Source organism: Clostridioides sp. ES-S-0010-02 (assembly GCA_020641055.1).
In the GTDB taxonomy this organism is placed as follows: domain Bacteria; phylum Bacillota; class Clostridia; order Peptostreptococcales; family Peptostreptococcaceae; genus Clostridioides.
In genome coordinates this window covers 1,294,660-1,319,255 of record CP067345.1, presented here as the reverse complement: position 1 = coordinate 1,319,255, position 24,596 = coordinate 1,294,660, and the positions used below count along the sequence as shown (strand labels likewise).

Sequence of the window (24,596 nt, the reverse complement as noted above, 5' to 3'; positions counted from 1 at the left end):
TTCAATATATCTAGGTAGAAGTTATTCAACTCTACCTTTGGAATATTTCCATAAAAAAAGACTATGCGACTTAATAATATAGCAAGTAAATCGTTTACTTGTATAAAATTAAATTGCATAGTCTATAAATCAAATATAAAATTAAATTATTGTGCTAACAATTCATTTGCATATTTTGCAGATTCGTTTAGTGCTTGTTCTGGAGTTTTGTCTCCAGCTATCATCATTTGAAGTTGTTTCCATAAGTGTTCATATATTTCTACTCCATGAGGTCCAACTGTTAATGGTCTGTACATATTTTTATCTTTTGTTACCATTTCTTCAAATCTTGGATCTCCTTGATATTTTTCACCTTTAGCAACTGGTGCTCTTGGTATCTCTTTATGGAAAGCTTCCATTGAGTCTTTGCTTAACATATATTCAAGAAGTTTAAATCCAAGTTCTTTGTTTTTACACGCTGACATTAAAGTTAAATCATCTACTGAGGCAAAACTACCAACTGTTTTATCTTCTAATGAAGTTACATATCCCCAGTTTAAGTCTGGGAATGATTTATCAAAAGTACTTGTAGCAGCAGAAGACAGCATTATAGTAAATGCAGCTTTTCCTGGTCCAAATACACTTTCAACCATCTCATTACTGTCTTTTGATAAAGCATTATCTGGTATATATTTTTTCATATCATTTATAAAGTTTGCAGCTTTTAATCCTTCTTTATTGTTAAATTTAACTGATTTTAAATCATCATTATATATATCTCCACCAGCTTGCCATAGATATGGATACCAGTTCCAGTTCAAACTACCAAACACTTTAGAACCCCAACCTTGTGCAAGACCCCATTGGTCTATTTTTCCATCTCCATCAGTATCTTTTGTTGCTTTTTCACATATTCTTTTAAAATCTTCCCACGTTTTAGGAGGTTTTTCTCCCAATTTTTCTAGTATATCTTTATTATAGTATAATACACCTGGATTAGCAGCTTCTATAGGTAAACCGTAAATTCCACCCATCATTTTTGCATTATCTAAGTATAAATAATTATCTGAAGTTCCTGATTTTTCTAAATAAGGAGTTAAATCTTCAACTGCTCCCATTTCTATAAATTGAGGAAACATTTCTGCATACATATACCCTATATCTGGCCCCTCACCTGCACTGATTGCAGTAGCATATTTTTCTGCATAATTATCCCATGGTACTATTTGGAATTCAATTTCACAGTTATTTTCCTTTTCAAATTTCTCAAGTATTGGTTTCCATGCATCTGCATCATGATCTGTTAACGGTGCAGACCATACAACTAATTTTTCTTTGCCATCTTTGCCTTTAGATTCTTCTTTTTTTGTACATCCAGCAAGAAGTGATGTTGACAAAATAGCAACCATGGCTAAAGAAAGAATTTTTTTTAGCTTAATCATACTTAATCCCCTTTCAGACTTTAATTTCTCTTTTTCCTCAAATTTTTACAATTCAATTCAGGTTTAATATTACCAAATAAAAATGTCATTGTCTAATTATAAAAAACTATAACCATTTATATAACTATCATTTTTTTCTATACTCAGTAGAAAAAACTTTAATCTCCTATTTTTTTTGATATTAAAATATGTTAAAAAAAATAGGAGATTAAAGTACAAAAAATAAAAAGAAGTCTATTGACTTCTTTATAAGTTTACATATTATCTTCTTCTTCTTAAAAATGTAGGTATTTCCATGCTCTCATCATCATCTTCTTCTATTATACTTGCCTTTTTAGGAGCTTCTATCTTTTCTTCAACCACAATTTCTTCTTCTTCTATTTCTTTTACAACTTGTTTTACAGTTGTATTCAGAGAAGACCTTATACTTGATTTAGGCTTAGTATCCAAATCTAAAATCCCACCTTGTAAACCTTCAAATCCTGTTGCGATTACTGTAATCATTATTTCATCGCCTAAATCTTCTTTTATAGAAGCACCAAATATAACATTTGCTTCTGGGTCACAAGATTCCATAACTAAAGTAGATGCTTCATTAACTTCAAATAATCCTAAGTTAGGACCACCTGTAACATTAAGAAGTACTCCTTTTGCTCCTTGTATTGATGTTTCTAAAAGTGGTGATTGGATAGCTTGTCTAGCAGCATCTATAGCTCTAGTTTCTCCACTAGCACTACCTATACCCATATGAGCAAGACCTTTATCTTTCATTATAGTAGTAACATCTGCAAAGTCTAAGTTTATTAATCCTTCAACTGCTATAAGGTCAGAAATTGATTGTATACCTTGTTTTAACACATCGTCTGCAACTGCAAAAGCATCCAGCATTGAAGTATTCTTTTGTACTATTTGTAAAAGTCTATCATTTGGTATTGTTATAAGAGTATCTACCTTTGACTTAAGCTCAGCTATTCCACCTTCAGCATTTTTCATTCTTATCTTACCTTCAAATGCAAAAGGTTTTGTAACTACACCTACTGTAAGGATACCCATTTCTTTAGCTAGGCCTGCAACTACTGGGGCAGCTCCTGTACCAGTACCACCACCCATTCCAGCTGTAACAAATACCATATCAGCTCCTTGAAGTAGTTTTACTATTTCATCTTTACTTTCTTCTGCAGCTCTTTTTCCTACTTCTGGATTAGCTCCTGCACCAAGTCCTCTAGTTAATTTTTCTCCTATTTGAACTTTATATTCAGCCTTTGATGTATATAAAGCTTGTTTATCTGTATTTACTGATATAAATTCAACGCCTTTAAGTTGAGCTTCTACCATTCTATTGACAGCATTGTTTCCACCGCCACCTACACCTATTACTTTAATTTGTGCACATTCTTCTAATTCTACGTCAAAGTTTAGCATCATAAACCCCCTTATCTCATGATTCAAAGTTATCGTATGTATTAATTATATCATTTTCTTCTTTTATTTTGTTAACCTTTAAGTAACATATTCCACAAAAACGTAAATTTTCCTTTTTAATTTTCTTACTTATATTGTCAAATATTACTCTTTAAGTATAAAATATTTTATGTATATCTCAAAAGTTCTTTAATTTTTATGTTTTTTATTCATAATATTGGCAATGATATAACGTCTAATTATAGATAAATTATTAAATAGTCTCATCCCAAAAACTAATACTGCCACGTAGTAAAGTGAAATTCCCAACTTTTCTCCTATATAAGTCAATAATATAGCCAAGATAGCATTACCTATGAAACCAGTAACAAAAATTACATTATCATAGTTATCTTCAAAACTGGATTTTATAGCTCCAAATATAGAATCCATTATTGCAAGAATAGCTACTGACATATATATCGAATAATCCATAGAATATGTAAATGGAATGTAGTAACCTACTACCACACCAAATGCCAATCCTCCTAAAATCCATATCATAAATCCTCACCTCTTTATTTTACTTTGAAACACAACTATATTACAATCCTTTTTATTAATTTTTTTTATTTTTTCTTTATTTTTTTGTATTTTTCGTTTTATTTTGCAAATAAATTCACTCTATTTCCATTATTTTCCTCTATTTTTATATTAATCCCATATATATCCTTTAGAGATTTAGCATATGATTCTGGAGAATTTATAGCTGCACTCAATAAATCTATATCTCCTATAGCTTTTATTATAAATGGTTGTCCATATGTAGTATCATTCACTGTAATAGTTGCTCCTGAACATTTTATCTTACTTGTTGACAATACTCTTTCTCCATTTATAGATATTGCTTTTGCACCTGCTTTTTTCAAATCATTTAAAACTCTTAGAATGTCAATATCATGTATAATCAGGTCGTTTGGATTTTGTCCATCTTTTAATTCTCTTTCACTATCCTTCATAGTAATAGTTATTCCTGGACCTGTGACAGCTGAATAACCACTTAACTCTTTAACTTCTTCAAGTTCTTTTTTCATTAATGTTTGAATAGATTCATTTCCATTATTTTCTGCTTGCTTATATTCATCTAAAGTCTTTTTGTTACTTTTAAGAGCTTCTTTTAGATTTTTTATTTCCTTATTTGTATTTTCTATCTCACTTTCAATATTTTTAGTCTGGCTCAATGTTATATACACTTTATTTGGGTTCAGTGATTTTATATAAGTTGATATGAAAATGCCTAATATGAATGCTCCTAATATAATCATTTTCTTTTTCATATTATTATTTCCTCTCTACTTTATCTGTATCACCATGTCCATTTATTTTTACATTATCTTCTTTAATTACTTTTACCTTTGCATTATAATACGTTTCTATTTCCCAGACAATACCATACTTTATATTGAGCGCAGAAGCTAATGTATCAGAATCACCAATTGCCTTTATTGTAATTGGCTCCTTTATAACAGTGTCATTCATATAAAGTTTATCTTCTTTCAAATACATATATGTATTTGAAACTACTCTTTGATTATTTATAGATATGGCACTTGCTTGTGCTGAATTTAATTTATTTATCATTGACAGTAATAAATCATAATTATATAGTATACTGTCATTTTTATCAAAGCTTCCTAAAGTTTTTGTAGAATTTATTTCAACTTCAATACCTTTTCCTTCTACATCTGTATATCCAGCTAAAGTTTCATATTTTTCTATTTCTGATTTAAGTATATCTTGCTCTCCTTTTTCACTTTTACCTCTATATGTCTCTATATCTTTTTTTACACTATTAATTTCTGATTGAAGATTTTCTTTTTCTTTTTTTAGAGATTTAAGTTCTTCTGTAAGTTGCTCGCCTCTCTTAAAAGTCGTCATTCCTCTATTTTCTATATTAATAATTTTTAGTTGTAAACTAACGAGAACTCCCAATACAATACTTCCTATAATTATACTCTTATTTATAAACCTTTTTTTCAAAATATCACTTCCTTACAATTGTCTATCCTTCTGGACTATATACAGCTAGCTTTCCATAATTTAGATTTATAGTCCCACCATTGGTATTTTTATTTTGCAGGTCAATCAAAATTTTATTTACCCTAGATATATTATAATCTAAGTTATCATCATTAGAAAGTAAGATTTTTATATTGCTTCTCGTAAGCATATCTACATTCCCTTCTTTTTTAAAGTTTACATAATTTATTTTTCTATAAATACCTTCTTCTTTTAAATAATTTAAAGTCTTAAATACACTCTCTTTAGTTTTATAATTTTTAAATTTTATTGATTTTGTATCATTAATACTATAATCTACTTCCACTATCAAATCATTTTTACTTTCATTAGTGCCTTTTAATTCCTCTAATAAGTTCCCTTTTTTATCTATATAACAATAGTTATCTTCATCCTTTAATACCGCAAAAATTTCTTTTTCTTTTAAGCTTATAATTATCTTATTTGGAAGTTTCCTTTTTATTTCTACATCTTCTATATACGGATTTTTCATAAGCTTACTTTTCATGTCTTTAAAATTGTATGCAAATATATTTTCATGTGAACTTACATTTAACGATTTCATTATATTTGACTTGGTGACTCTTTTATTTCCAATCACATCTATCCTATTTACATCAAATAAATCACTCCCTACAATAATACATATCCCAAAAGATAGCATAAGTATAAAAACTAAAACTATCATAACATTATTCGTATTTAGCTTCTTTCTCCTCTTCAAATACAATCAACCCCTTTGGTTAATAAATACACCTTTCGAGTTTATATTCCCTACAAAAAAAATATAATATTTAAAGTCAAATTTTCTCATTTTCTTACAAAACAATCTAATAAAACATTAAAAAAGAGGATTAAATTGATATTTCATCAAAATAAATATAAAATACTATATGTATTTTATAACTTAAAACTTATATACACATAAATAAACCCCTAATTTAGAATAATTTAGAAAATCTAATATATTATAAATTAGGGGTAAATATTTATTTATCGTTTCTTTATTCCTATTACTTTAGCCTGACCTTCTATACTTGGAGCTGCTTCTTTCTTTACTTCCTCAATAGCTTTTTCTTTTTTTGGTTTCTTAGCTGTTGATTTTTGTGTTGAGTTATATACCTTTATTATCTCATCATATATAAGGTCTATAGCCTCAGGTCTACCTATAGTTTTACTTGCATTTGCCATATCAACTAGAAGTTCTCTATCTCCTAAAAGTTTAAATACGGCTGTATTCAGGCTTTCTGGAGTTAAGTTTTTTTCCAAGATTGCAACCCCTGCCCCTTGCTTCTCTATACTCTTAGCATTGTACTCTTGATGATTTTCAGCAGTATATGCTTTAGGTATTATTATAGAAGGTTTGCCAAGAGCTGTTATTTCAGCTAATGAAATTGCTCCTGCACTACCTATAACTAAATCACTTGCTGCAAGTGCATTTGCCATATCTTCTAAATAAGGTACTACTTTTTGGTATGGTTTAAGATTTATATTACTGATACTTTCCATAAATTCTTCATAATAGCTTTTTCCTGTTGCAAATATAAAAGCTATATCTTCATTTACCATATTTTTAATGACAAGTCTCATTGCATCATTTATTTTTCTTGAACCTCCACTACCACCGTAGCAAAGTACCATTTTTTTCTCTTCACTTATTCCTAAATTTTTTCTTGCGATATTTTTTCTTGATAACAAAATTTCTTTTCTAACTGGATTTCCTGTAAAAACTAATTTTTCTTCTGCTGCCTCAGGGAATCTTTTATGTGAATCTTCAAAACTTGTAAGTACCTTTGTAACTGTTTTAGATAAAATCTTATTAGTTACCCCAGGAAAAGAATTTTGCTCATGTATTATAGCTGGTATTTTTCCCATAGACGCATTAAATAAAACAGGTCCACTGACATATCCACCAGTTCCTATGACTACATCTGGCTTAAATTTTTTAACAATTTTTCTTGATTGTTCCAATCCTTTAAAAAGCTTAAAAACTCTTTTTACATTATCGAAGTCTATTTTTCTCTTAAATCCTTGTACTGTTACAGTTTTCAATTCAAATCCATACTTAGGAACTATTTCTGATTCTATTCCTTTTTCCGTCCCAACAAACATTATCTCGGCGTCTGGATGTTCATCTCTTATTTTGTTAGCAATAGCTATAGCTGGATATACGTGTCCTCCAGTTCCACCGCCTGATAATAAAACTTTCATCAAATCATCATCTCCTGTTAATTAATTTTGACATGCTTTGAGATGTTCAACACTATACCTACAGCCCCCATAAAGATGGTGAGTGAGGTACCTCCATAACTTATAAATGGTAGTGCTACACCTGTAGCTGGCATTGATGATGTTGCAACTGCTATATTTAAAGCTGCTTGTATTCCAATTTGTGCCCCTATACCTATGACAACCATACAAGCAAATACATTAGAAGTCTTCAAAGCTATTCTTACACATCTGTAGACTAAGGCTACAAATAGCATTATAACTATTATACAACCAATTAATCCTAACTCTTCTCCTATTATAGCAAATATAAAGTCATTTTGTGGCTCTGGTATATAAAAATACTTTTGCTTACTCTTTCCTAAGCCTAAACCAAACAGTCCTCCTGAACCTAATGCATATAAACCTTGTATTACCTGATACCCCTTACCAAGTGGGTCTTGAAATGGGTCTAAAAAAGATGTAACACGACTAAGTCTATACGGTTCAGCAATTACTAATGCAGCAAATAAAGCAGCCCCACTTCCTATCATAGCAAATACAATTTTCATATCCATTCCAGCAACAAATATCATTACAAATGTAACTAGAATTACAGTACCTGCTGTTGACAAATTTGGTTGAAGTATTATCAACGCAAAAAATATTCCTGGAACTACGAGAAGTGGTACAACACCTTTTGTCAAAGATTTTATTTTATCATAATTTTTCTCAATCAATTTTGCAGTTAATATTATTGTAGCAAACTTTGCAATTTCTGCAGGCTGAAATGTTAAAGCACCTATCCCTAACCATCTTTTTGCTCCGTTTGCTTCTATTCCCAAAGGAGTTAAAACCAACAATAATAATACTACTGCTATAGCTCCAATTGCTGTAGCATTTTTCTTCCAAAAATTATAGTCTATTCTAGATGTAATAATCATAACTATAAATCCTAGTATAGCATATATTACATTTTTCTTTAGAAAATAGTATGCATCATTGTGTTTAAATGAAGATTGTATAAAACTTGCACTAAACACCATAACTATTCCTACAAATACTAAAAGCATAGTAGTATAAAATACTACTCCATCAAATTCAGTCTTCATCCTTATGTCAATTTGTTTTTTCAAATTTTCTTTAGGCATCCAACTAATCTACCTCCATTCTTCCATCTAAGTAAGTTTAGAGGTAAGAGATTATTTTAAATTGTTTACATTATCTTTGAAGTCTTTTCCTCTTACTTCAAAACTTTCATACATATCCCAACTTGCACAAGCTGGTGAAAGAAGCACTATATCTCCATTTTTTGAAATCTCATGAGAAGTCTTAACTGCTTCCTCCATATCTTTTACTATATGTATGTCATTAAATCCTTTATTTTTAGCACAATTTTCTATCTTTGGTGCAGTTTCTCCTAATAAGATTAATGATTTGACATATGATTTTGCAATTTCAAGAAGTTCATCAAAGTTGCTTCCCTTATCCATTCCTCCTGCTATAAGCACTATTGGTCTATTATAAGACTGTACAGCTTTTATAGTAGAATCTGGATTAGTTCCCTTTGAGTCATTTACATATATTACATTATCTAAGTTTCTTACAAACTCTTGTCTGTGTTCAACTCCTTTAAATGTCATCAATACATCTTTTATTACTTCTAAATCTACTTTACAAACATATGCTATTGCTATTGCTGCCATACAATTTTCTAAATTATGGCCTCCAGGCAAACTTACATCATCTTTATTTAGAAACTTAATCTTATCCTCTATATCTATTATTATGTCATTATTTTCTAAATATACTCCTCCATTTACTCTATGAGTTCTTGAAAAGTAAATTACTTTGGCATTACATTTATCAGCTAGGCCTCTCACTATTTCATCATCATAATTTAATATACAAAAATCTTCATCATTTTGATTCATAAATATTTTTGATTTAGCTTCTATGTACTTTTCCATAGTATGATGTCTATTTAAATGATCTTCTGTAATATTTAATATTGCACTTACTTTAGGTCTAAATTCATCCACACTTTCAAGTTGGAAACTACTCAGTTCAGTTACAAGTATAGATTCTTCATTTGAAGTTTCTATAGTATCTATTACAGGATTCCCTATATTACCAACTACATATGTATCTTTTTTGGCACTTGAAAAAATTTCTCCTACTAAGCTAGTTGTAGTTGTCTTACCATTTGTACCTGTAATCCCTATAAAAGTTGGATTATTTGACAATTTAAAAGCTAATTCTACCTCACCAATTATATACTTGCCTGAATTTTTTAGCTTCAAAATAAATGGCAAGTCTAATGGTACTCCTGGAGATACTACAACCATATCTACATCGTCTACAGCCTCTGGATGGCATCCTAATATGTATTCTATGTCATTTATAGATTTTAATTCATCAAGTATGTTTTTTAATTTATTTTCATCTTTAATATCATTTACAATTATACTTGCTCCTAATTTATCTAAATGTTTAATTGTAGATATACCAGTTTTTGCAAGCCCTACTAATAAAACTTTTTTTCCATTTAAGTCCATTTTTTATTCCCCCTAGGCCTAAAATACTGCTATTATACTTATCCAAGCTAAAACAACTGTAATAATCCAAAAAACAAATACAACTCTTGTTTCTGGCCAACCACATTGTTCAAAATGATGGTGTATTGGAGCCATCTTAAAGAATCTCTTTCTAGTTACTTTAAAATATCCAACTTGAATTAAAACTGATAGAGCTTCTGCAAAATAAATGCCTCCAATTATAGGTATTATAAGCACTGAATTAGTTAAAACTGAAAATGCTACAACCGCACCACCTAATGCCATTGAACCTGTATCTCCCATAAACACTCTAGCTGGATATGAATTAAATCCTAAAAAGCCTAGACATGCTCCAACAGTTGCTGCTGCTAAAACTGCAACTTCTGTATTGCCTGCAACTGAACTTGCAAACAACATAAAAAATACAGAAACAACTAAAGTCACTCCTGATGCTAGACCATCTAGACCATCAGTTAAATTTACAGCATTTACTATTGCTACTATTATAAACATCATTATTGGTATATATAGTATTCCAACATTTATTACAAAATCTGTAAATGGTATCATAAGTTGCGAAGCACTTGATGACGATGTATACTGATAAAAAGCAACATAAAAAGATAATGCAACTTGAAGGATTATTTTTTGATATGCTTTTAGTCCAAGTGACCTTTTTAGCTTTATTTTTATAAAGTCATCTAAAAAACCAATAAAACCAAAACCAGCAATACATATAAGACCTACTGCCATGTCATGACTAACTTTTACTCTTGTAAGTCCAGTTATTAGAATTGCAACAATCATTATAATTCCACCCATAGTAGGTGTTCCATTCTTAGCTAGATGTGTTTGAGGTCCATCATCTCTAACTGTCTGACCAAATTTAAATTTCCTAAGCATTGGTATAAATATTGGTCCTATTATAATTACTATCAAAAACGCAATCAATGCGGTGTACGTAAGCTCTGTTATTCCTAACATCATAAAACTCCTCTCCCTTGTCAATCAACTCATTAGTTTAAGCTTATTTATTTAGATATTCAACTATTTTTTCTAATTTCATGCCTCTTGAGCCTTTCACTAAAATAGTGTCTCCTGTTTTTATTAATTCATCTAATCGATTAAATACATCGTCTCTATTTTTAAAGTGATATATATTGGATGAATCGAATCCTAATCGTTTTGCTTCGTCTCCAATAAACACTGAGTTTTCACCTATAGTTATTATGATATCAGTATTATTCATAGATGATTTTCCAACTAATCTATGACCATACTCTGAAATTTCACCCATCTCAAGCATATCTCCAAGTATTGCTACTTTTCTACCTTTATATCTACCAAGTATTTTCAAGGCTGCTTCCATAGAATCTGGACTGGCATTATATGAGTCATTAATTATTGTTAATCTTTCATTTTTTATTATATCTAATCTCATTTTTGTCCCTTTGAAGTTTTTTAAACCTGTTTTTATACAATCCAAAGAAATATTTAAACTCATGCCAACTAATATCGCCGACATAGCATTATATATATTATGCTCTCCTATTGTTGGTATAAATATTTCCTCTTTTTTTCCATTTATGACACACGTAAATGTCAAACTATCTTCTTCCATAGTATAATCTTCACAATAAATGTCATTATCTTTCTTAAATCCAAATGTTTTTAACTTATATACATGCTCTTTTTCTTTTAATGTAGATAAAAATTTATCATCCCCATTTACAATCAAAGTATTTGTATCATCAAAATTTGAAGCAATCTCCAGCTTTGCCTTTAAAATCCCTTCCTGTGAACCTAGGTTTTCTATGTGTGACAATCCTATATTTGATATAACTGCAATTTTAGGATTTACTATGTCCACCAAATACTTTATTTCATTAAATCCAGACATTCCCATTTCTATTACAGCACACTCATGTTCTTTATTTAAATTAAACAAAGTCAAAGGAACCCCAAAATGATTATTTAGGTTCTTTTCATTTTTCAAGATGTTTAATTTTGCAGAAATAGCTGCATATATCATATCTCTAGTAGTTGTTTTTCCTACACTACCTGTAACACCTATAAATGGGATGTCAAATTTTTCTTTATAATATCTGGAAATATTTCCTAGAGCCAAAGTTGTATCTTTTACCTCTATTAAATTTATATCCGAACTTTCTAATTTTATTCCATTACTTTCATTTTTTATAAAAGTTTTGCATCCACTATCATATGCAGACTTTATAAAGGTATGCCCATCTAAATTTTCTCCAACTATGGCTACAAATGCATTTTGTGCATTTGCTTCCCTGCTATCTATAACTATATCACTTACACAGTCATTATAATCTCCATATATTAACTTTCCATTAGTTGCAAGTACTAACTCCTTTATTGTTAAGCACTCCATTCTCAAACTCCTCCTTATAAAACATTAGCTATATTATCTTAGCAACAAAAGGCAATGTATACCGTTACATATACATTGCCTACGATAACTCTTAACTTTATAATTATATACTATATTTCTGTTTTTTTGAAGATGTTTATGGATATATGTTAATTATCTGTTACTTTTTAGTTTTCAAAATATAGTGTTATACTTGAATCTTCATTAACTTTTATTCCAGGTTTTGGAAAAACATCCTTTACTTTTGTATCCTTTGGAATTTCTATATCTGTATCTAAATTTGGTTTTAACTTCGCATCTTCTAATGCTTTCACTGCATCCCCAATTTTTAAATTTCTTACATCTGGTACTTTGACTTGTTTCTTTTCATATTCAGCTTTTTCTTCTTCTTTATATACTGGTTTGACCCCTAAATATTTTAGAGAATCATTCATTATTTCTTTTACTATAGGTCCTGCTGTAGTACTACCAAATGCACTTACTCCTGTTGGCTCATCAACAATAGCAAGAACTACAATTTGTGGGTCATCACAAGGTGCTATTCCCACGAATGAACATATATATTTTCCTTGAGCATATTTACCATCTATAACCTTTTGAGCTGTACCTGTTTTCCCACCTAGTCTATATCCTGGTATATATGCAATTTTCCCTCCACCATCAGTTACAACTGACTCTGCAATCTCTAACATTTTTTTAGATGTTTCTTTAGATATAACATTTCTTACTTTTTTTGGTTTTACTGTCTCAGTTATATTACCTTTGTTATCAGTATAAGATTTTACTACTCTTGGTTGCATTAAATCTCCACCATTTGCTATTGATGATATAGCTGTTATAAGTTGTATTGGAGTTACTGATATTGATTGACCAAATGATATTGTAGCTAACTCAACTGGACCTACATTTTTTTCATTATACAATATTCCTTTAGCTTCTCCTGGTAAATCTATACCTGTCTTATTCATAAGACCAAAAGATTCTATATAATCATACATTTTACCAACACCTAATCTACTTCCTAATTCAACAAACACAGGGTTACAAGAATTTTGTACTGCTTGTTTAAACTCTTGTGTTCCATGAGGTCTATAGTGTCTCCAACATTTAATCTTTCTTCCTCCTACAGTTACACTACCTGTACATGTGAATTTCTCACCATCTTTTATTACTCCTTCTTCAAGAGCACTGGAAGATGTAATAAGTTTAAATGTAGAACCTGGTTCATATGTATCACTTACTGCTGGATTTCTCCACATTTGATAATAACCCTTTATTTTGTCTTTATCGCTATATTTTTCAAGTTCTTCTTGATAATATGGATATATTGGCGTTCTTGAGTCATTAGGGTCATAATCTGGTTTTGATGCTAGAGCAAGTATATCGCCAGTTTTAGGATTCATTGCTATTGCAGTGACTTTCTTTGCATTATTTATTTCATAAGCCTTTTGTACTGCTTTTTCAGTATAATGTTGGATTACTTCATCTATAGACAATACAAGACCATTCCCCTGAACAGGTTCATAATATTTTTCCATACCTTGTGGAATTTCTCTACCTGAAGCATCAGTACTTACTATTAATTTTCCAGCTTTTCCTTTTAATTTTTTATCATATTGCATTTCTATACCAGATATCCCTGTTGCATCTGAAGAAGTATGACCTATTACATATGGTGCAAAATTTCCATAAGGATAATATCTTTGATTGTCTTCTGCTACCCATATTCCACCTAATTTAGCATCTCTTATTTTACTTGCCTTATCATCATCTATCCATCTTTTGACCTTTACAAGAGCCATATTTTTTTTGCTTATTAAAGCATAAATATCTTTATAATCTTCGTCCAAAATTTCAGCCACTTTTTCAGCCGCTTCTTTTTTATCTTCAACTTCTACAGGTTTGCACCAAACTGTATATTTAGTTACACTTACTGCCAATTCTTTCATGTTTCTATCATATATAGTTCCTCTTTTAGGCTCTATAGGTATATCTCTTGTTTGTTGTTCTAATGCTTTTGTACTTAACCAATTACCTTTCATAAGTTGTAGGTATCCAGTCCTAATAACAAGGCAAAAAAACAGTGCACATGCTAAAACAAGAACAAGTACCAATCTTTTTTTGCTTATCCTTTTTACTTTTCTCAAACCTATTCCCCCTAGTTATCCACATTTATATACTTTATTTGTCCATCTTTTGGATAGTCCATATTGAGCAATTCCTTTGCTTTTAACTCAATTTCTTTTATTGATGTTTTTTCAGTTTCTTTTGCCTTTAGTTCCTCTAGTACTATCTCTTTTTTTCTTAAATCTTTTTGTAAATAATGAATATCATATTTCATTTCTGAAATTTTTGAATAACCACATAGATTCAATATTATTACTACGAAAGTTGTAATCAATAAAATACATTTAGCCCCTATTTTTTTATTAATTCTCTTTTTATAATTATTCTTTTTTTTATTTTTATATTCATTTAGATTATGTATTTTATAATTTTTTTTCAAATTATCACCCCGATAATATAGATTTTTAGATTTTCCTCTATACTATATTTGTTATTAATCATATCTCTTCCTTTAAAATTTCATCGCTAAATTAATACACTGTTACACAATCTATTTGTAATTTTTTCTATACACAACAAAAAATCTATAGATTCACTAATTCTTGAATTCAAACCTATAGATTTTACACTAATTTTTATTTATTTTTATCACTATATATTTTCTTTAACATATAAATCAATACACTTAAAGCAAATAATATTAAAAGTCCTGTCATCATGACTTTAGCTCCACCAGTCAACATACCACCAACATAAGAATATACAATGGTTGCTGGTAATTGTCCTACTCCAGTAGCTATAAAGAAAGATATAAAACTCATGGATGTTAGACCTGCTGCATAGCTCACAAGGTCAAAAGATATAAAAGGAAGCAATCTTGCAATTAAAATCGTATGTTTTCCATACTTATCAAAAAAACCATCTATACTTTCTAGTGCAAATTTGCTTGTAAGTTTTACAACTACATCTCTACCTAAAAATCTTCCAATTACAAAACAAATTGCAGCACCTGCCATTGCACTAATCCATGACAGTATAGCACCATTTACCCATCCAAATAAGGCTGCATTTGCAAAAGTAATTAAAAATGCAGGAAGAGGTGCAGCTATTGATTGTAATATCATAAGTGCAAATGATATTATCGGTGCCCAAACTCCAAATGATAATATGTACTCCTTAATTGCATCTAGATTTAACATACTCAGATAAAATATCATCTGATTTACCATTTTTTTAACAGGAGGTATAAAAAAGTAAATACCAAATACCCCCAATATAATACAAATTTTTATTAATAATTTTTTATGCTTATTCTCTATTTTTCTCCACTCCTAATATCTACTTTAGTTATATTATAACAGAAAATATTTTTCTATATTGTCGATTATATCATAGTTGTTTTCTATTCTAATAAAAACTATAATAGGTTTTAACTATAATTAAGAAGTTTATTATTTTATTACATCGCTAGTCCTTACTCTCAAACTATATAAATTATATTTTTTCCGCTACTCTCAATTTAGCACTTCTTGAACGTGGATTTACTTCTATTTCTTCAGCACTAGGTAATATTGGTTTTCTAGTTATTATTTTTACTTCAGATTCTTTATCACATTGACATATTGGTAAATGCTGTGGGCATATACAATCTGATGCGAGATATTTAAATGCATTCTTTACTATTCTATCTTCTAACGAATGAAATGTTATTATACAAATTCTACCATCTTCATTCATTATAGAAGAGGCATCATTTATCATTTTTGTAATTACTCCAAGTTCATTATTTACTTCTATTCGTATAGCTTGAAAAGTCCTTTTAGCTGGATGAGGCCCATCTATTCTAGCTTTTTTAGGAATAGCTTTTTTAATTATATCAACCAATTCACCTGTAGTTTCTATTGGTTTGTTCACTCTTTCCTCAACTATAAATTTAGCTATACGTTTAGCCCAGTTATCTTCACCATAATCTTTAATTATCTTAGCTAGCTCATCTTCTGCATAGGTGTTTACAACATCATATGCTGAAAATTCACACCTAACATCCATCCTCATATCAAGTGGTGCATCTTGCATATAAGAAAATCCTCTCTCAGCTTCATCAAGTTGATGAGATGAAACTCCTAAATCTGCTAATACACCATCTATCTTATAAACTCCGATTTTTTCCAATTCTTCTTTTATATTTTCAAAATTGCTATGAACAAATTTTACTCTGCTTTCATATTCACTTAATCTTTCTCTTGCTGTATTTATAGCATTTTTATCTTGGTCAAACCCTATAAATAATCCTTTATCTGATAATTTTTTTACTATTTCTTTGGAATGTCCTGCACCACCCATAGTACAGTCAACATATACTCCATCTGGTTTTATCTTTAAATTTTCTATACATTCATTTAAAAGAACTGATACATGATGAAATTCCATAACTACCTCCTTCAAACTTACTATTTAAATTATTCTTCAATACTGTTGCTTTTATTTCTCTTTGATAAATAAATATGTGCTATTATACCACCAATAACACCAACTAAACTTATCACTTGAGCCATTCTAAGTGGTCCTAACATTAAACTATCTGTTCTTAGTCCTTCTATAAAAAATCTTCCTATTGAATAAAGGGTTATATAAGTCACTATAACTTGTCCTTCGTATTTTTTATTTTTTCTAAACAATAATAAAACTATAAATATTCCAAAATCCCATATAGACTCATATAGAAAAGTTGGATGAACCTTTACTCCATCAACCATTATTCCCCATGGTAAATTAGTTGTACCTCCATGAGCTTCTCCGTTAATAAAGTTCCCCCATCTTCCTATAGCTTGTGCTAAAGGCATTCCAAGTATGACAGTATCAGCCATTTTTAAGAAATTAATATTTTTAACCTTAGTGTATATATAGCCAGCTAAGATTCCACCTATTAACCCTCCATGTATAGCAAGTCCACCACCTCTGAAATTAAGTATTTGAAATAGATTTTGAGCATAATAACTCCAATTAAATATAACATAATATATTCTTGCACATATTAATCCAACAGGAATTGCTATGATAGCTATATTTAATACATCATCTTCTTTAAGCCCAACTCTTTTCGACTCTTTTATTGCTATTAAAGTTCCCAAAATCATGCCACTAGCCATAAGTATTCCATACCACATTATGTCTATCCCAAACAGTGTAAATGCGACTCTATCCATAACTCCACCTCTTTATCTTAATTAAAATATTTCCAAAGCAATACACCATGTTTACAATTAATTGTAATTATACTAAATTATGATAACATATTAATGTTAATTCTACAAAACATATTGATGTTGATTCTACAAATACTTAAAATATATTATACATGCTGTCTCAACAAAATTATGCATAAATTATTTACAAGCAAAGAAATTGGTGTATATTATACACCAATCTCTCTACAAATTTTTATTAATAATATTTAATTTTTACTAACTTAATTTGTATAAGTATATTCAACAAAATCACTTGCTACCTAAATAAAACAAGTATCAAAATTAACTATTTGGCCTTTAGCTACTTATTTGTAATATTCAAACGTTCTACTTAGGTTCTACAATAGAAATAACACAATACTCTTCTTTAAAGTGTTCTTTTAATCTCTCTTCAACTTCCTCAAAAGCAACAGCCTTAATAATATCTAAATAATCCAATATATTTATATCTTTAAAGATATAAGATATAAAACTATTTCCTATAAAGTTTATAGAATCAAAACATTTAATAAATGAACCAATTTTTTTCTTTTTAGTTCTTTCAAACTCCTCTTTAGATAATCCTTCTTTTTTAGCTCTTTCTATATATTCAAGAATTATCTCTTTTACTTTTTTAGGTTCCTTAGAATCTCCAGCAATTACGCTAAAAGCATAGTCTACTTGAGATGAAAATCCAGCTCCAAAATTTTCATTTATTAGACCTTGCATATACAAATCTTCATAAAGTTTACTGCCCTTTTTAAATAACATACCTATAAGGATATCAGTTACAATTTCTTTACGTAAAAGTTCTTTTCCTTTTACACCTACATTATTATCTTTAAAACCTATGTTAAACATAGGTATAGATATAGGAAACTTTTCTATAACTTCTTTTTCCTTTACAGTTGCTGGTTCTTCAGGATAAAATCTTTCTATATTCTTAGAAAGTTTATCCACATCATAATTGTTTGCTTTTTTAGTTACATCTATTACCTTTTCTACATCCAAATCACCTACAACAAACAAAGCCATATTTCCTGGATTATAGAAAGTATTGTAACACTTATATAGTTCTTCCTTAGTTATCTTATATATACTATCTACTGTACCAGCTATATCAATTCTAGCAGGATAATTTACATACATAGCCTTTAGACAATTAAAATACACATTCCAGTCTGGATCATCATTGTACATTTTTATCTCTTGTGCTATTATCCCTTTTTCCTTTTCAACATTTTCATCTGTAAAATAAGGTGTTTGAACATAATCAATTAAGTGCTCTAAACTTTCATAAAAATTTTCCGTAGCTGAAAATAAGTATGCTGTCATTGTAAAGTTAGTAAATGCATTTGCACTTACACCTAATTTAGAAAATTTTTCAAAAGCATCTCCTCCATCAGGTTGTTCAAACATCTTATGTTCTAAAAAATGTGCAATTCCTTCATTTACTCTAATCTTTTTATCTTCTCCTATTGGAATAAATTCTAAGTCATTTGAACCATAATTAGTAGCTAAAATAGCATATTTTTTTGTAAAGCCTCTCTTTGGCATAAAATATACATCTAAGCCATTTTGTAATTTTTCATAATAAACTTCTTCTCTTAATATATCATTAACTATTTTTTCCATAGACATCTCCTCCATTAATTTCTTAAAAAGTATACAGTATCAAGTTCTATATCTTTTACAGCCTCAACTATATCTTTTTTAGTAACTTTCTCTATGCTAGATATTATGTCTTCTACTTCAGAATTTGTCTTTGCCATAGACTGAGAAAAAGCAAAATCAGACATTCCACCTATATTATCTGTTATAGATTTCATAGAGTTAACTAAAGCAAGCTTACTATTTTCTAACTCTTCATCAGATATATCTCCTGCTTTTAAACTTTCTAATTGTTCTTTTATTAATTTTACAGCTTTATCATAATCTTTAGTTTCTATTCCAGATGATATAAGCATAATACTTTTATACTTCTCTATTGAAGAGAAAATATAATAGCATAAGCTTTCCTTTTCTCTTACATTCACAAATAGTTTAGAGTGTGGACCACCACCTAATACATTACTTCCGACCACAAGGGCATAATATTTATCATTATCTACATAATCTACATTTGCTCTATACCCCATAACTAATTTACCTTGAGTTATTTCCATTTTTTCGTCTATTACTTTTACTTCATCTACATGTTTTATGAAATCTTCTTTTGGTATATCTATAATATCTTCTCTTTCGAATTTTAAATTCTTACTTATTATGTCTACAACCTTATCTTCATCAAAATTACCTTCTACAACTATGTCTATTGGAGATGTTTTAAGTATATTTCTATAATGCTCATATAGCTCTTTTGAAGTTATGTTATCTATTTCATCTTCGTAACCAAACTCACTTATACTGTATCTTTCATTTCCACACATAGCTTCTATACATTTATCTTGTGCATATTCTTTTTTATCATTTATTATTGATTGTATCTTATCTCTTAAATTTTCTTTTTCAATATTTAAATATTCTTCTTTAAATCCACCATCTACAACAAGTGTATTATTTATTACTTCATTAAAAAATTCTACTACTTCTTCAAATATATTTTCATCTAAATACTTTTCACTTATATTAATTATTTTAAAACTTAGTACTTGACGCTCTCCACGTTTTACAGCATCAGCTCCCATAGACGAACCATATAAATCATCTAGTTTATTGGATATTGCTCTGGCACTAGGATATTTTTCACTTCCACTTGCTATTATTGATGGTATCAAAGCATTTTTTGTAGTTTCTTTTTTATCCAACAATCTCTGAACATACAAACTTATAAGATTTGATTTAAACTTTTCTGTTTTTATCAAAGTCAAATTAATATTATTACCTAAATTTATTATTTTCTTAGTATTAACCATATGTACCTCCTATTTTTTATTTAAACATCAATTTTAAAATTGAAATTTATTCATTTTTTGATTGTATATACTTATATATAAAAACCTTCTATTTAATTATATCCTTTTTATTATTTTCTAAAAGTAATATTTTTATTTAAATTTAAATATAAAGTTATTTAGAGCAGTCTGCTTTAAAGTCTAGTTTACAAGCTTCATATATATGATGTATAATCAATATGTATGTCTATAATTAAAACAATTTTACAATCCCATAGATTGATTGTTTAAAGTTATATAAAGAATATAAAAAGAATAAGAGAGAGGACGATTAATATGAAATTAGGTATAGTTGGTTTACCAAATGTAGGTAAAAGCACACTATTTAACGCAATAACTCAAGCAGGCGCAGAATCTGCAAATTACCCTTTTTGTACAATAGACCCAAACGTTGGAGTTGTATCTGTTCCAGATGAAAGATTAGATAAACTAAAAGAATTGTACAACTCTGAAAAAATAGTTCCTACTGCTATAGAATTTTGTGACATAGCTGGTTTAGTTAGAGGTGCTTCTAAAGGAGAAGGCTTAGGAAATAAATTTTTATCACATATAAGAGAAGTTGATGCAATCGTACATGTTGTCAGATGTTTTGAAGATGAAAATGTTATACATGTAGATGGTTCTGTTGAACCACTTCGCGATATAGAAACTATAAATTTAGAATTAATTTTCTCTGATATAGAGATTCTTGAAAGAAGAATTCATAAAACTCAAAAAGCCGCTAAAGCTGATAAAACTTTAGTTTCTGAGCTTGATTTGTTAAATTCAATCATGGCTACTTTAGAAAATAGTAAGTGTGTAAGAACTATGCAATTTACAGAAGATGAACAAAGCTTTGTAAATTCATTAGATTTACTTACATCTAAACCTGTAATATACGCTGCAAATGTATCAGAAGATGATTTGGCAGATGATGGAGAAAGTAATAAGTATGTTCAACAAGTTAAAGTATTTGCAGAAACAGAAGATGCTGAAGTTGTTGTTGTATGTGCACAAATAGAAGCAGAAATTTCTGAACTTGATTCTGCTGAAGAAAAGAAAGAATTTTTAGAAACATTAGGGCTTGAACAATCAGGGCTTGATAAACTTATAAAATCATCTTATGCCTTACTTGGTCTAATTTCATTCTTAACAGCTGGTCCAAAAGAAGTCAGAGCATGGACTATAAAGATTGGAAGTAAAGCACCTCAAGCAGGAGGAAAGATACATTCTGACATAGAAAGAGGATTTATCAGGGCTGAAACAATTGCTTTTAATGATTTAGTTGAACATGGTACTATGGCAGCTGCAAAAGAAAAAGGATTAGTTAAATTAGAAGGTAAAGAATACATAGTTAAAGATGGAGACGTAATATTATTTAGATTTAATGTTTAAAATGCTTATTTATCTACAATCTTAACTATTGTATTACAATAAGAAAATTAGAATAATAGAAACTTCTATTATATTATAATAGCTATTTAGATTTTATAAAAAAGAGAGTTTTTCTAAATGATTTTTAAAAATCATAATAGAAGCTCTCTTTTTTATAGTATTCCCACAGAAATTATGATTGTCAACAATGACAGTACTTTACTGTAATCCCAAATACGCTTTCCACCAAAACAAGCTTTCTTTCATCATTTACCATTTCCCTAATTGTTATATTACTCAAAAATTTTCCTCCCTTAAGTACTTGCATAATTGCTGATATTCTTATATTCACAAACTGTTACACTCAAATTAAAAACTTCTAGCCACGGAAAAATTATATCTCTTTTAGAAAATATTATATGCTCCATATAATGTAAAGTAATACTCTAAACCTAATTCATATTTTTATACCAAAGTATTTTTACATAAATAAAGTGAACTTTGACTATACAAAGTTCACTCTTCTTACAAATCTTTATTTCATTTTGTACTAAGTTTTTTAATTTGTACTCATACCTTCAATATCATTCCTATTTAATATCAACTTTTCGTATTCTTCTATTGGCATTGGTTTTGCAAATAAAAAGCCTTGAGCCATATCACATCCTATAAATCTTAAAAACTCTGCTTGTTCTAAGGTTTCAACTCCCTCTGAAACAACTTTTATATCAAGTTGCTTTGCCATCTGAACAATGCTTGAAACCACAATTTGACTCTTTTTTGTATCTTCTACTGTTATAAAAAATTGTCTATCTAATTTCAATACATCAATTGGCATATCTTTAAGCATATTTAAAGAAGAATACCCTGAGCCAAAATCATCCATAGATATTTTAAATCCTACAGATTTTAAATTCTGCATTATTTTAAATAACATTTTTGTATTATCAAATATTGCACTCTCTGTTAGTTCAATTTCAATTAAATTTGGTTCAATATCATATTCTTTTGCAATGTTTTCAAACTTTTCTATAAAGTCTGGATTTTCAAGATGTACTCTTGATAAATTTACTGATATAGGAAATCTAGGTAAGCCTTCATTTTCCCAACGTTTAAAGTTTTTACAAACTTGAATAAATACAAACATATCCAATTCTGTTATAAAACCATTCTTTTCAAAAATAGGAATAAACACACCTGGACTTATTAATCCCTTTTTTGGATGTTGCCAACGTACAAGAGCTTCAGAACCTACTATTTTACCTGTAGATAATTCAATTTTAGGTTGCAAATACACCTTAAATTGTTCATTTTTTAAAGCATCGTGCATCTCTTGCTCAATATCACGTTCTTCTATAAGAGTTTCCTTTAAATTCTCAGCATAAATTTCATACACTTTTAAGTATTTTCTTTTTACTGTAGTCTTTGCAATCATAGCCTTATCAAGACAAGTAGATATATTTGTTTCTCCCTCTTCAATAAAATACACTCCTATAGATGGTATCAGATTAAGTTCTACATCTAAGCTAGTTTTTATCATAGATAATTTTTTACGCATAATTTCACATATCTCTATAACTGATTCTTTATCCTTCTTTTTTTCAAATATTATAGCAAAATTATCATTTGAAATTCTTGAAAATACAGACTCTTCTTTAAACATATTTTCAATCATCTCTGCAATTTTTCTTAATACTCGATCTCCCTCTTCATATCCAAATCTATCATTTACTAACTTAAATTTATCTATATCAAAATAAATTAAAACTAGATTTTTTTTCTCATGAGTGGATAAAAATTTACCACCTTCCAGATTAAATTTATTTGAATTTCCAATTCCTGTAATACTGTCTTTAAACGCAAATTCTTCTAACCTTTCCTTACTCTTTTTTTGCATAATCAAGATATAAATTATTAATGATGTAAATATCACAATTAAAACTATACATGCTGATAGTGTAAGTTTTATAATAGCATATGATTTTTCAGATACAGCAGTTCTAGGAACTTCAGAAAAAAGATACCAATCATTAATTCCTATTGGAGCATAACTTAAATAATATCCTTTTCCAGACATATTATAACTTAATGAACCTGATTTAGAATTTTTTATATTTAACTTCATATCATTAAGAGTAGATTTTGATAAGGCATTACTTTTATTTATATATGAAAATAAATTTTCCATATTAGAGTTTGCGTTTTTGCTACTTGGATTTAAAACAATATCACCATTACTATTAGCTATATAAGAATATCCTTTTCCATTAAAAGTTGGTACAGAGAGTATCTTTTCATATAACTTTGTACTATGTGTAGCAAATATAACACCAATAATCTTGTTCCCCTTATAAATTGGTACAGAGTACACATTAATGTCTTTATGATCTTTTATTACATCTTTTAACTTACCTGTTATGACTACTTCTCCTTGCATTGACTTGGAAAAATAATCTCTCTTAGAAAAATCTTCTACATAACCATCTGTAGTATATGCCATACCATCTGGTAGAATAACACCCATTCTTTTAAATGAACTATTTACAGATTCTCTTTTAAGTATTGAAATAATATTGTCCAATTCAAAAGATTTTTCTCCTTCAATACATATTGAAATTGATTGTAACAATTTTATATCGCCATTAATTTGTTTTTTTAACACATTGACACTTTGATTTGCTATTTCTGAAAGATATTGATTCGTTTCCTCACCTAGTGTCTTATTCAACTTTGAACCATAAATCAAACAGGAAATTGTAACTACTAAGATACTTATGATAGCAATTATGGACAAACCCTGCCTATTATTTTTTGCATCACCCAACATCACGCTTCCTGCCTTTCTGGAATCTATATGTATACAATTATTATTTTATATCAATTATTCTAACAATTTTGCGACAATACTTATTTTTCCATATTTACTG

At 28.9% G+C, this 24,596-nt stretch carries 20 protein-coding genes; 1 reads left to right on the top strand and 19 read right to left on the bottom strand.

The window, feature by feature from the left end:
- Positions 1–146: 146 nt before the first annotated feature.
- The 18 genes from JJC01_06205 to JJC01_06120 all read right to left on the bottom strand — a co-directional run bounded on the left by JJC01_06205 (position 147) and on the right by JJC01_06120 (position 20,277).
- Positions 147–1,421, bottom strand: a complete 1,275-nt coding sequence (locus JJC01_06205) for a sugar ABC transporter substrate-binding protein (GenBank protein ID UDN59444.1) — start codon at positions 1,419–1,421, stop codon at positions 147–149.
- 261 nt (positions 1,422–1,682) lie between these two features.
- The gene (ftsZ, locus tag JJC01_06200; GenBank protein UDN59443.1) at positions 1,683–2,843 is read right to left on the bottom strand and encodes a cell division protein FtsZ; all 1,161 of its coding nucleotides are present in this window, start codon (positions 2,841–2,843) and stop codon (positions 1,683–1,685) included.
- A gap of 189 nt (positions 2,844–3,032) precedes the next feature.
- Complete coding sequence (locus tag JJC01_06195) at positions 3,033–3,386, bottom strand: small basic family protein (GenBank protein ID UDN59442.1); 354 nt, start codon at positions 3,384–3,386, stop codon at positions 3,033–3,035.
- A gap of 98 nt (positions 3,387–3,484) precedes the next feature.
- Positions 3,485–4,159: a DUF881 domain-containing protein gene (locus tag JJC01_06190; protein UDN59441.1), complete on the bottom strand. Its 675-nt coding sequence runs from the start codon at positions 4,157–4,159 to the stop codon at positions 3,485–3,487.
- A 4-nt stretch (positions 4,160–4,163) separates the two neighbouring features.
- Positions 4,164–4,862, bottom strand: a complete 699-nt coding sequence (locus tag JJC01_06185; protein UDN59440.1) for a DUF881 domain-containing protein — start codon at positions 4,860–4,862, stop codon at positions 4,164–4,166.
- Positions 4,863–4,884: 22 nt separating this feature from the next.
- Complete coding sequence (locus JJC01_06180; protein ID UDN59439.1) at positions 4,885–5,625, bottom strand: FtsQ-type POTRA domain-containing protein; 741 nt, start codon at positions 5,623–5,625, stop codon at positions 4,885–4,887.
- A gap of 269 nt (positions 5,626–5,894) precedes the next feature.
- A complete protein-coding gene (murG, locus tag JJC01_06175; GenBank protein UDN59438.1) occupies positions 5,895–7,112 on the bottom strand; it encodes an undecaprenyldiphospho-muramoylpentapeptide beta-N-acetylglucosaminyltransferase in 1,218 nt (405 codons plus the stop codon).
- A gap of 17 nt (positions 7,113–7,129) precedes the next feature.
- Positions 7,130–8,260 (bottom strand): stage V sporulation protein E, encoded by a 1,131-nt coding sequence (gene spoVE / locus JJC01_06170; GenBank protein ID UDN59437.1) that lies wholly within the window; start codon positions 8,258–8,260, stop codon positions 7,130–7,132.
- Between the two features lie 51 nt (positions 8,261–8,311).
- A complete protein-coding gene (locus tag JJC01_06165) occupies positions 8,312–9,667 on the bottom strand; it encodes a UDP-N-acetylmuramoyl-L-alanine--D-glutamate ligase (GenBank protein UDN59436.1) in 1,356 nt (451 codons plus the stop codon).
- An 18-nt stretch (positions 9,668–9,685) separates the two neighbouring features.
- The gene (locus JJC01_06160) at positions 9,686–10,654 is read right to left on the bottom strand and encodes a phospho-N-acetylmuramoyl-pentapeptide-transferase (GenBank protein ID UDN59435.1); all 969 of its coding nucleotides are present in this window, start codon (positions 10,652–10,654) and stop codon (positions 9,686–9,688) included.
- A 40-nt stretch (positions 10,655–10,694) separates the two neighbouring features.
- The gene (locus JJC01_06155) at positions 10,695–12,068 is read right to left on the bottom strand and encodes a UDP-N-acetylmuramoyl-tripeptide--D-alanyl-D-alanine ligase (GenBank protein UDN59434.1); all 1,374 of its coding nucleotides are present in this window, start codon (positions 12,066–12,068) and stop codon (positions 10,695–10,697) included.
- A gap of 167 nt (positions 12,069–12,235) precedes the next feature.
- On the bottom strand, positions 12,236–14,215 hold the full coding sequence (locus JJC01_06150; GenBank protein ID UDN59433.1) for a stage V sporulation protein D: 1,980 nt from the start codon (positions 14,213–14,215) through the stop codon (positions 12,236–12,238).
- An 11-nt stretch (positions 14,216–14,226) separates the two neighbouring features.
- Positions 14,227–14,574 carry a hypothetical protein gene (locus JJC01_06145; GenBank protein UDN59432.1) on the bottom strand — a complete coding sequence of 116 codons (348 nt, stop codon included), beginning with the start codon at positions 14,572–14,574 and terminating at the stop codon, positions 14,227–14,229.
- Positions 14,575–14,770: 196 nt separating this feature from the next.
- Entirely contained in the window at positions 14,771–15,364 is a 594-nt protein-coding gene (locus JJC01_06140; protein ID UDN59431.1) for a TVP38/TMEM64 family protein, read from the bottom strand.
- Positions 15,365–15,629: 265 nt separating this feature from the next.
- On the bottom strand, positions 15,630–16,565 hold the full coding sequence (gene rsmH / locus JJC01_06135) for a 16S rRNA (cytosine(1402)-N(4))-methyltransferase RsmH (GenBank protein ID UDN59430.1): 936 nt from the start codon (positions 16,563–16,565) through the stop codon (positions 15,630–15,632).
- A gap of 29 nt (positions 16,566–16,594) precedes the next feature.
- Entirely contained in the window at positions 16,595–17,341 is a 747-nt protein-coding gene (locus JJC01_06130) for a prolipoprotein diacylglyceryl transferase (GenBank protein UDN59429.1), read from the bottom strand.
- A gap of 369 nt (positions 17,342–17,710) precedes the next feature.
- Positions 17,711–18,997, bottom strand: a complete 1,287-nt coding sequence (locus JJC01_06125; GenBank protein UDN59428.1) for an insulinase family protein — start codon at positions 18,995–18,997, stop codon at positions 17,711–17,713.
- 14 nt (positions 18,998–19,011) lie between these two features.
- Positions 19,012–20,277, bottom strand: coding sequence for an insulinase family protein (locus tag JJC01_06120; protein UDN59427.1), 1,266 nt, complete (start codon positions 20,275–20,277; stop codon positions 19,012–19,014).
- Positions 20,278–20,592: 315 nt separating this feature from the next.
- Here JJC01_06120 and ychF point away from each other — a divergent pair, with 315 nt between their 5' ends.
- Positions 20,593–21,690 (top strand): redox-regulated ATPase YchF, encoded by a 1,098-nt coding sequence (ychF, locus tag JJC01_06115; protein ID UDN59426.1) that lies wholly within the window; start codon positions 20,593–20,595, stop codon positions 21,688–21,690.
- A gap of 538 nt (positions 21,691–22,228) precedes the next feature.
- On the opposite strand, the gene JJC01_06110 is transcribed toward ychF, so the two are convergent.
- Positions 22,229–24,496 (bottom strand): EAL domain-containing protein, encoded by a 2,268-nt coding sequence (locus JJC01_06110; protein UDN59425.1) that lies wholly within the window; start codon positions 24,494–24,496, stop codon positions 22,229–22,231.
- Positions 24,497–24,596 lie beyond the last annotated feature (100 nt).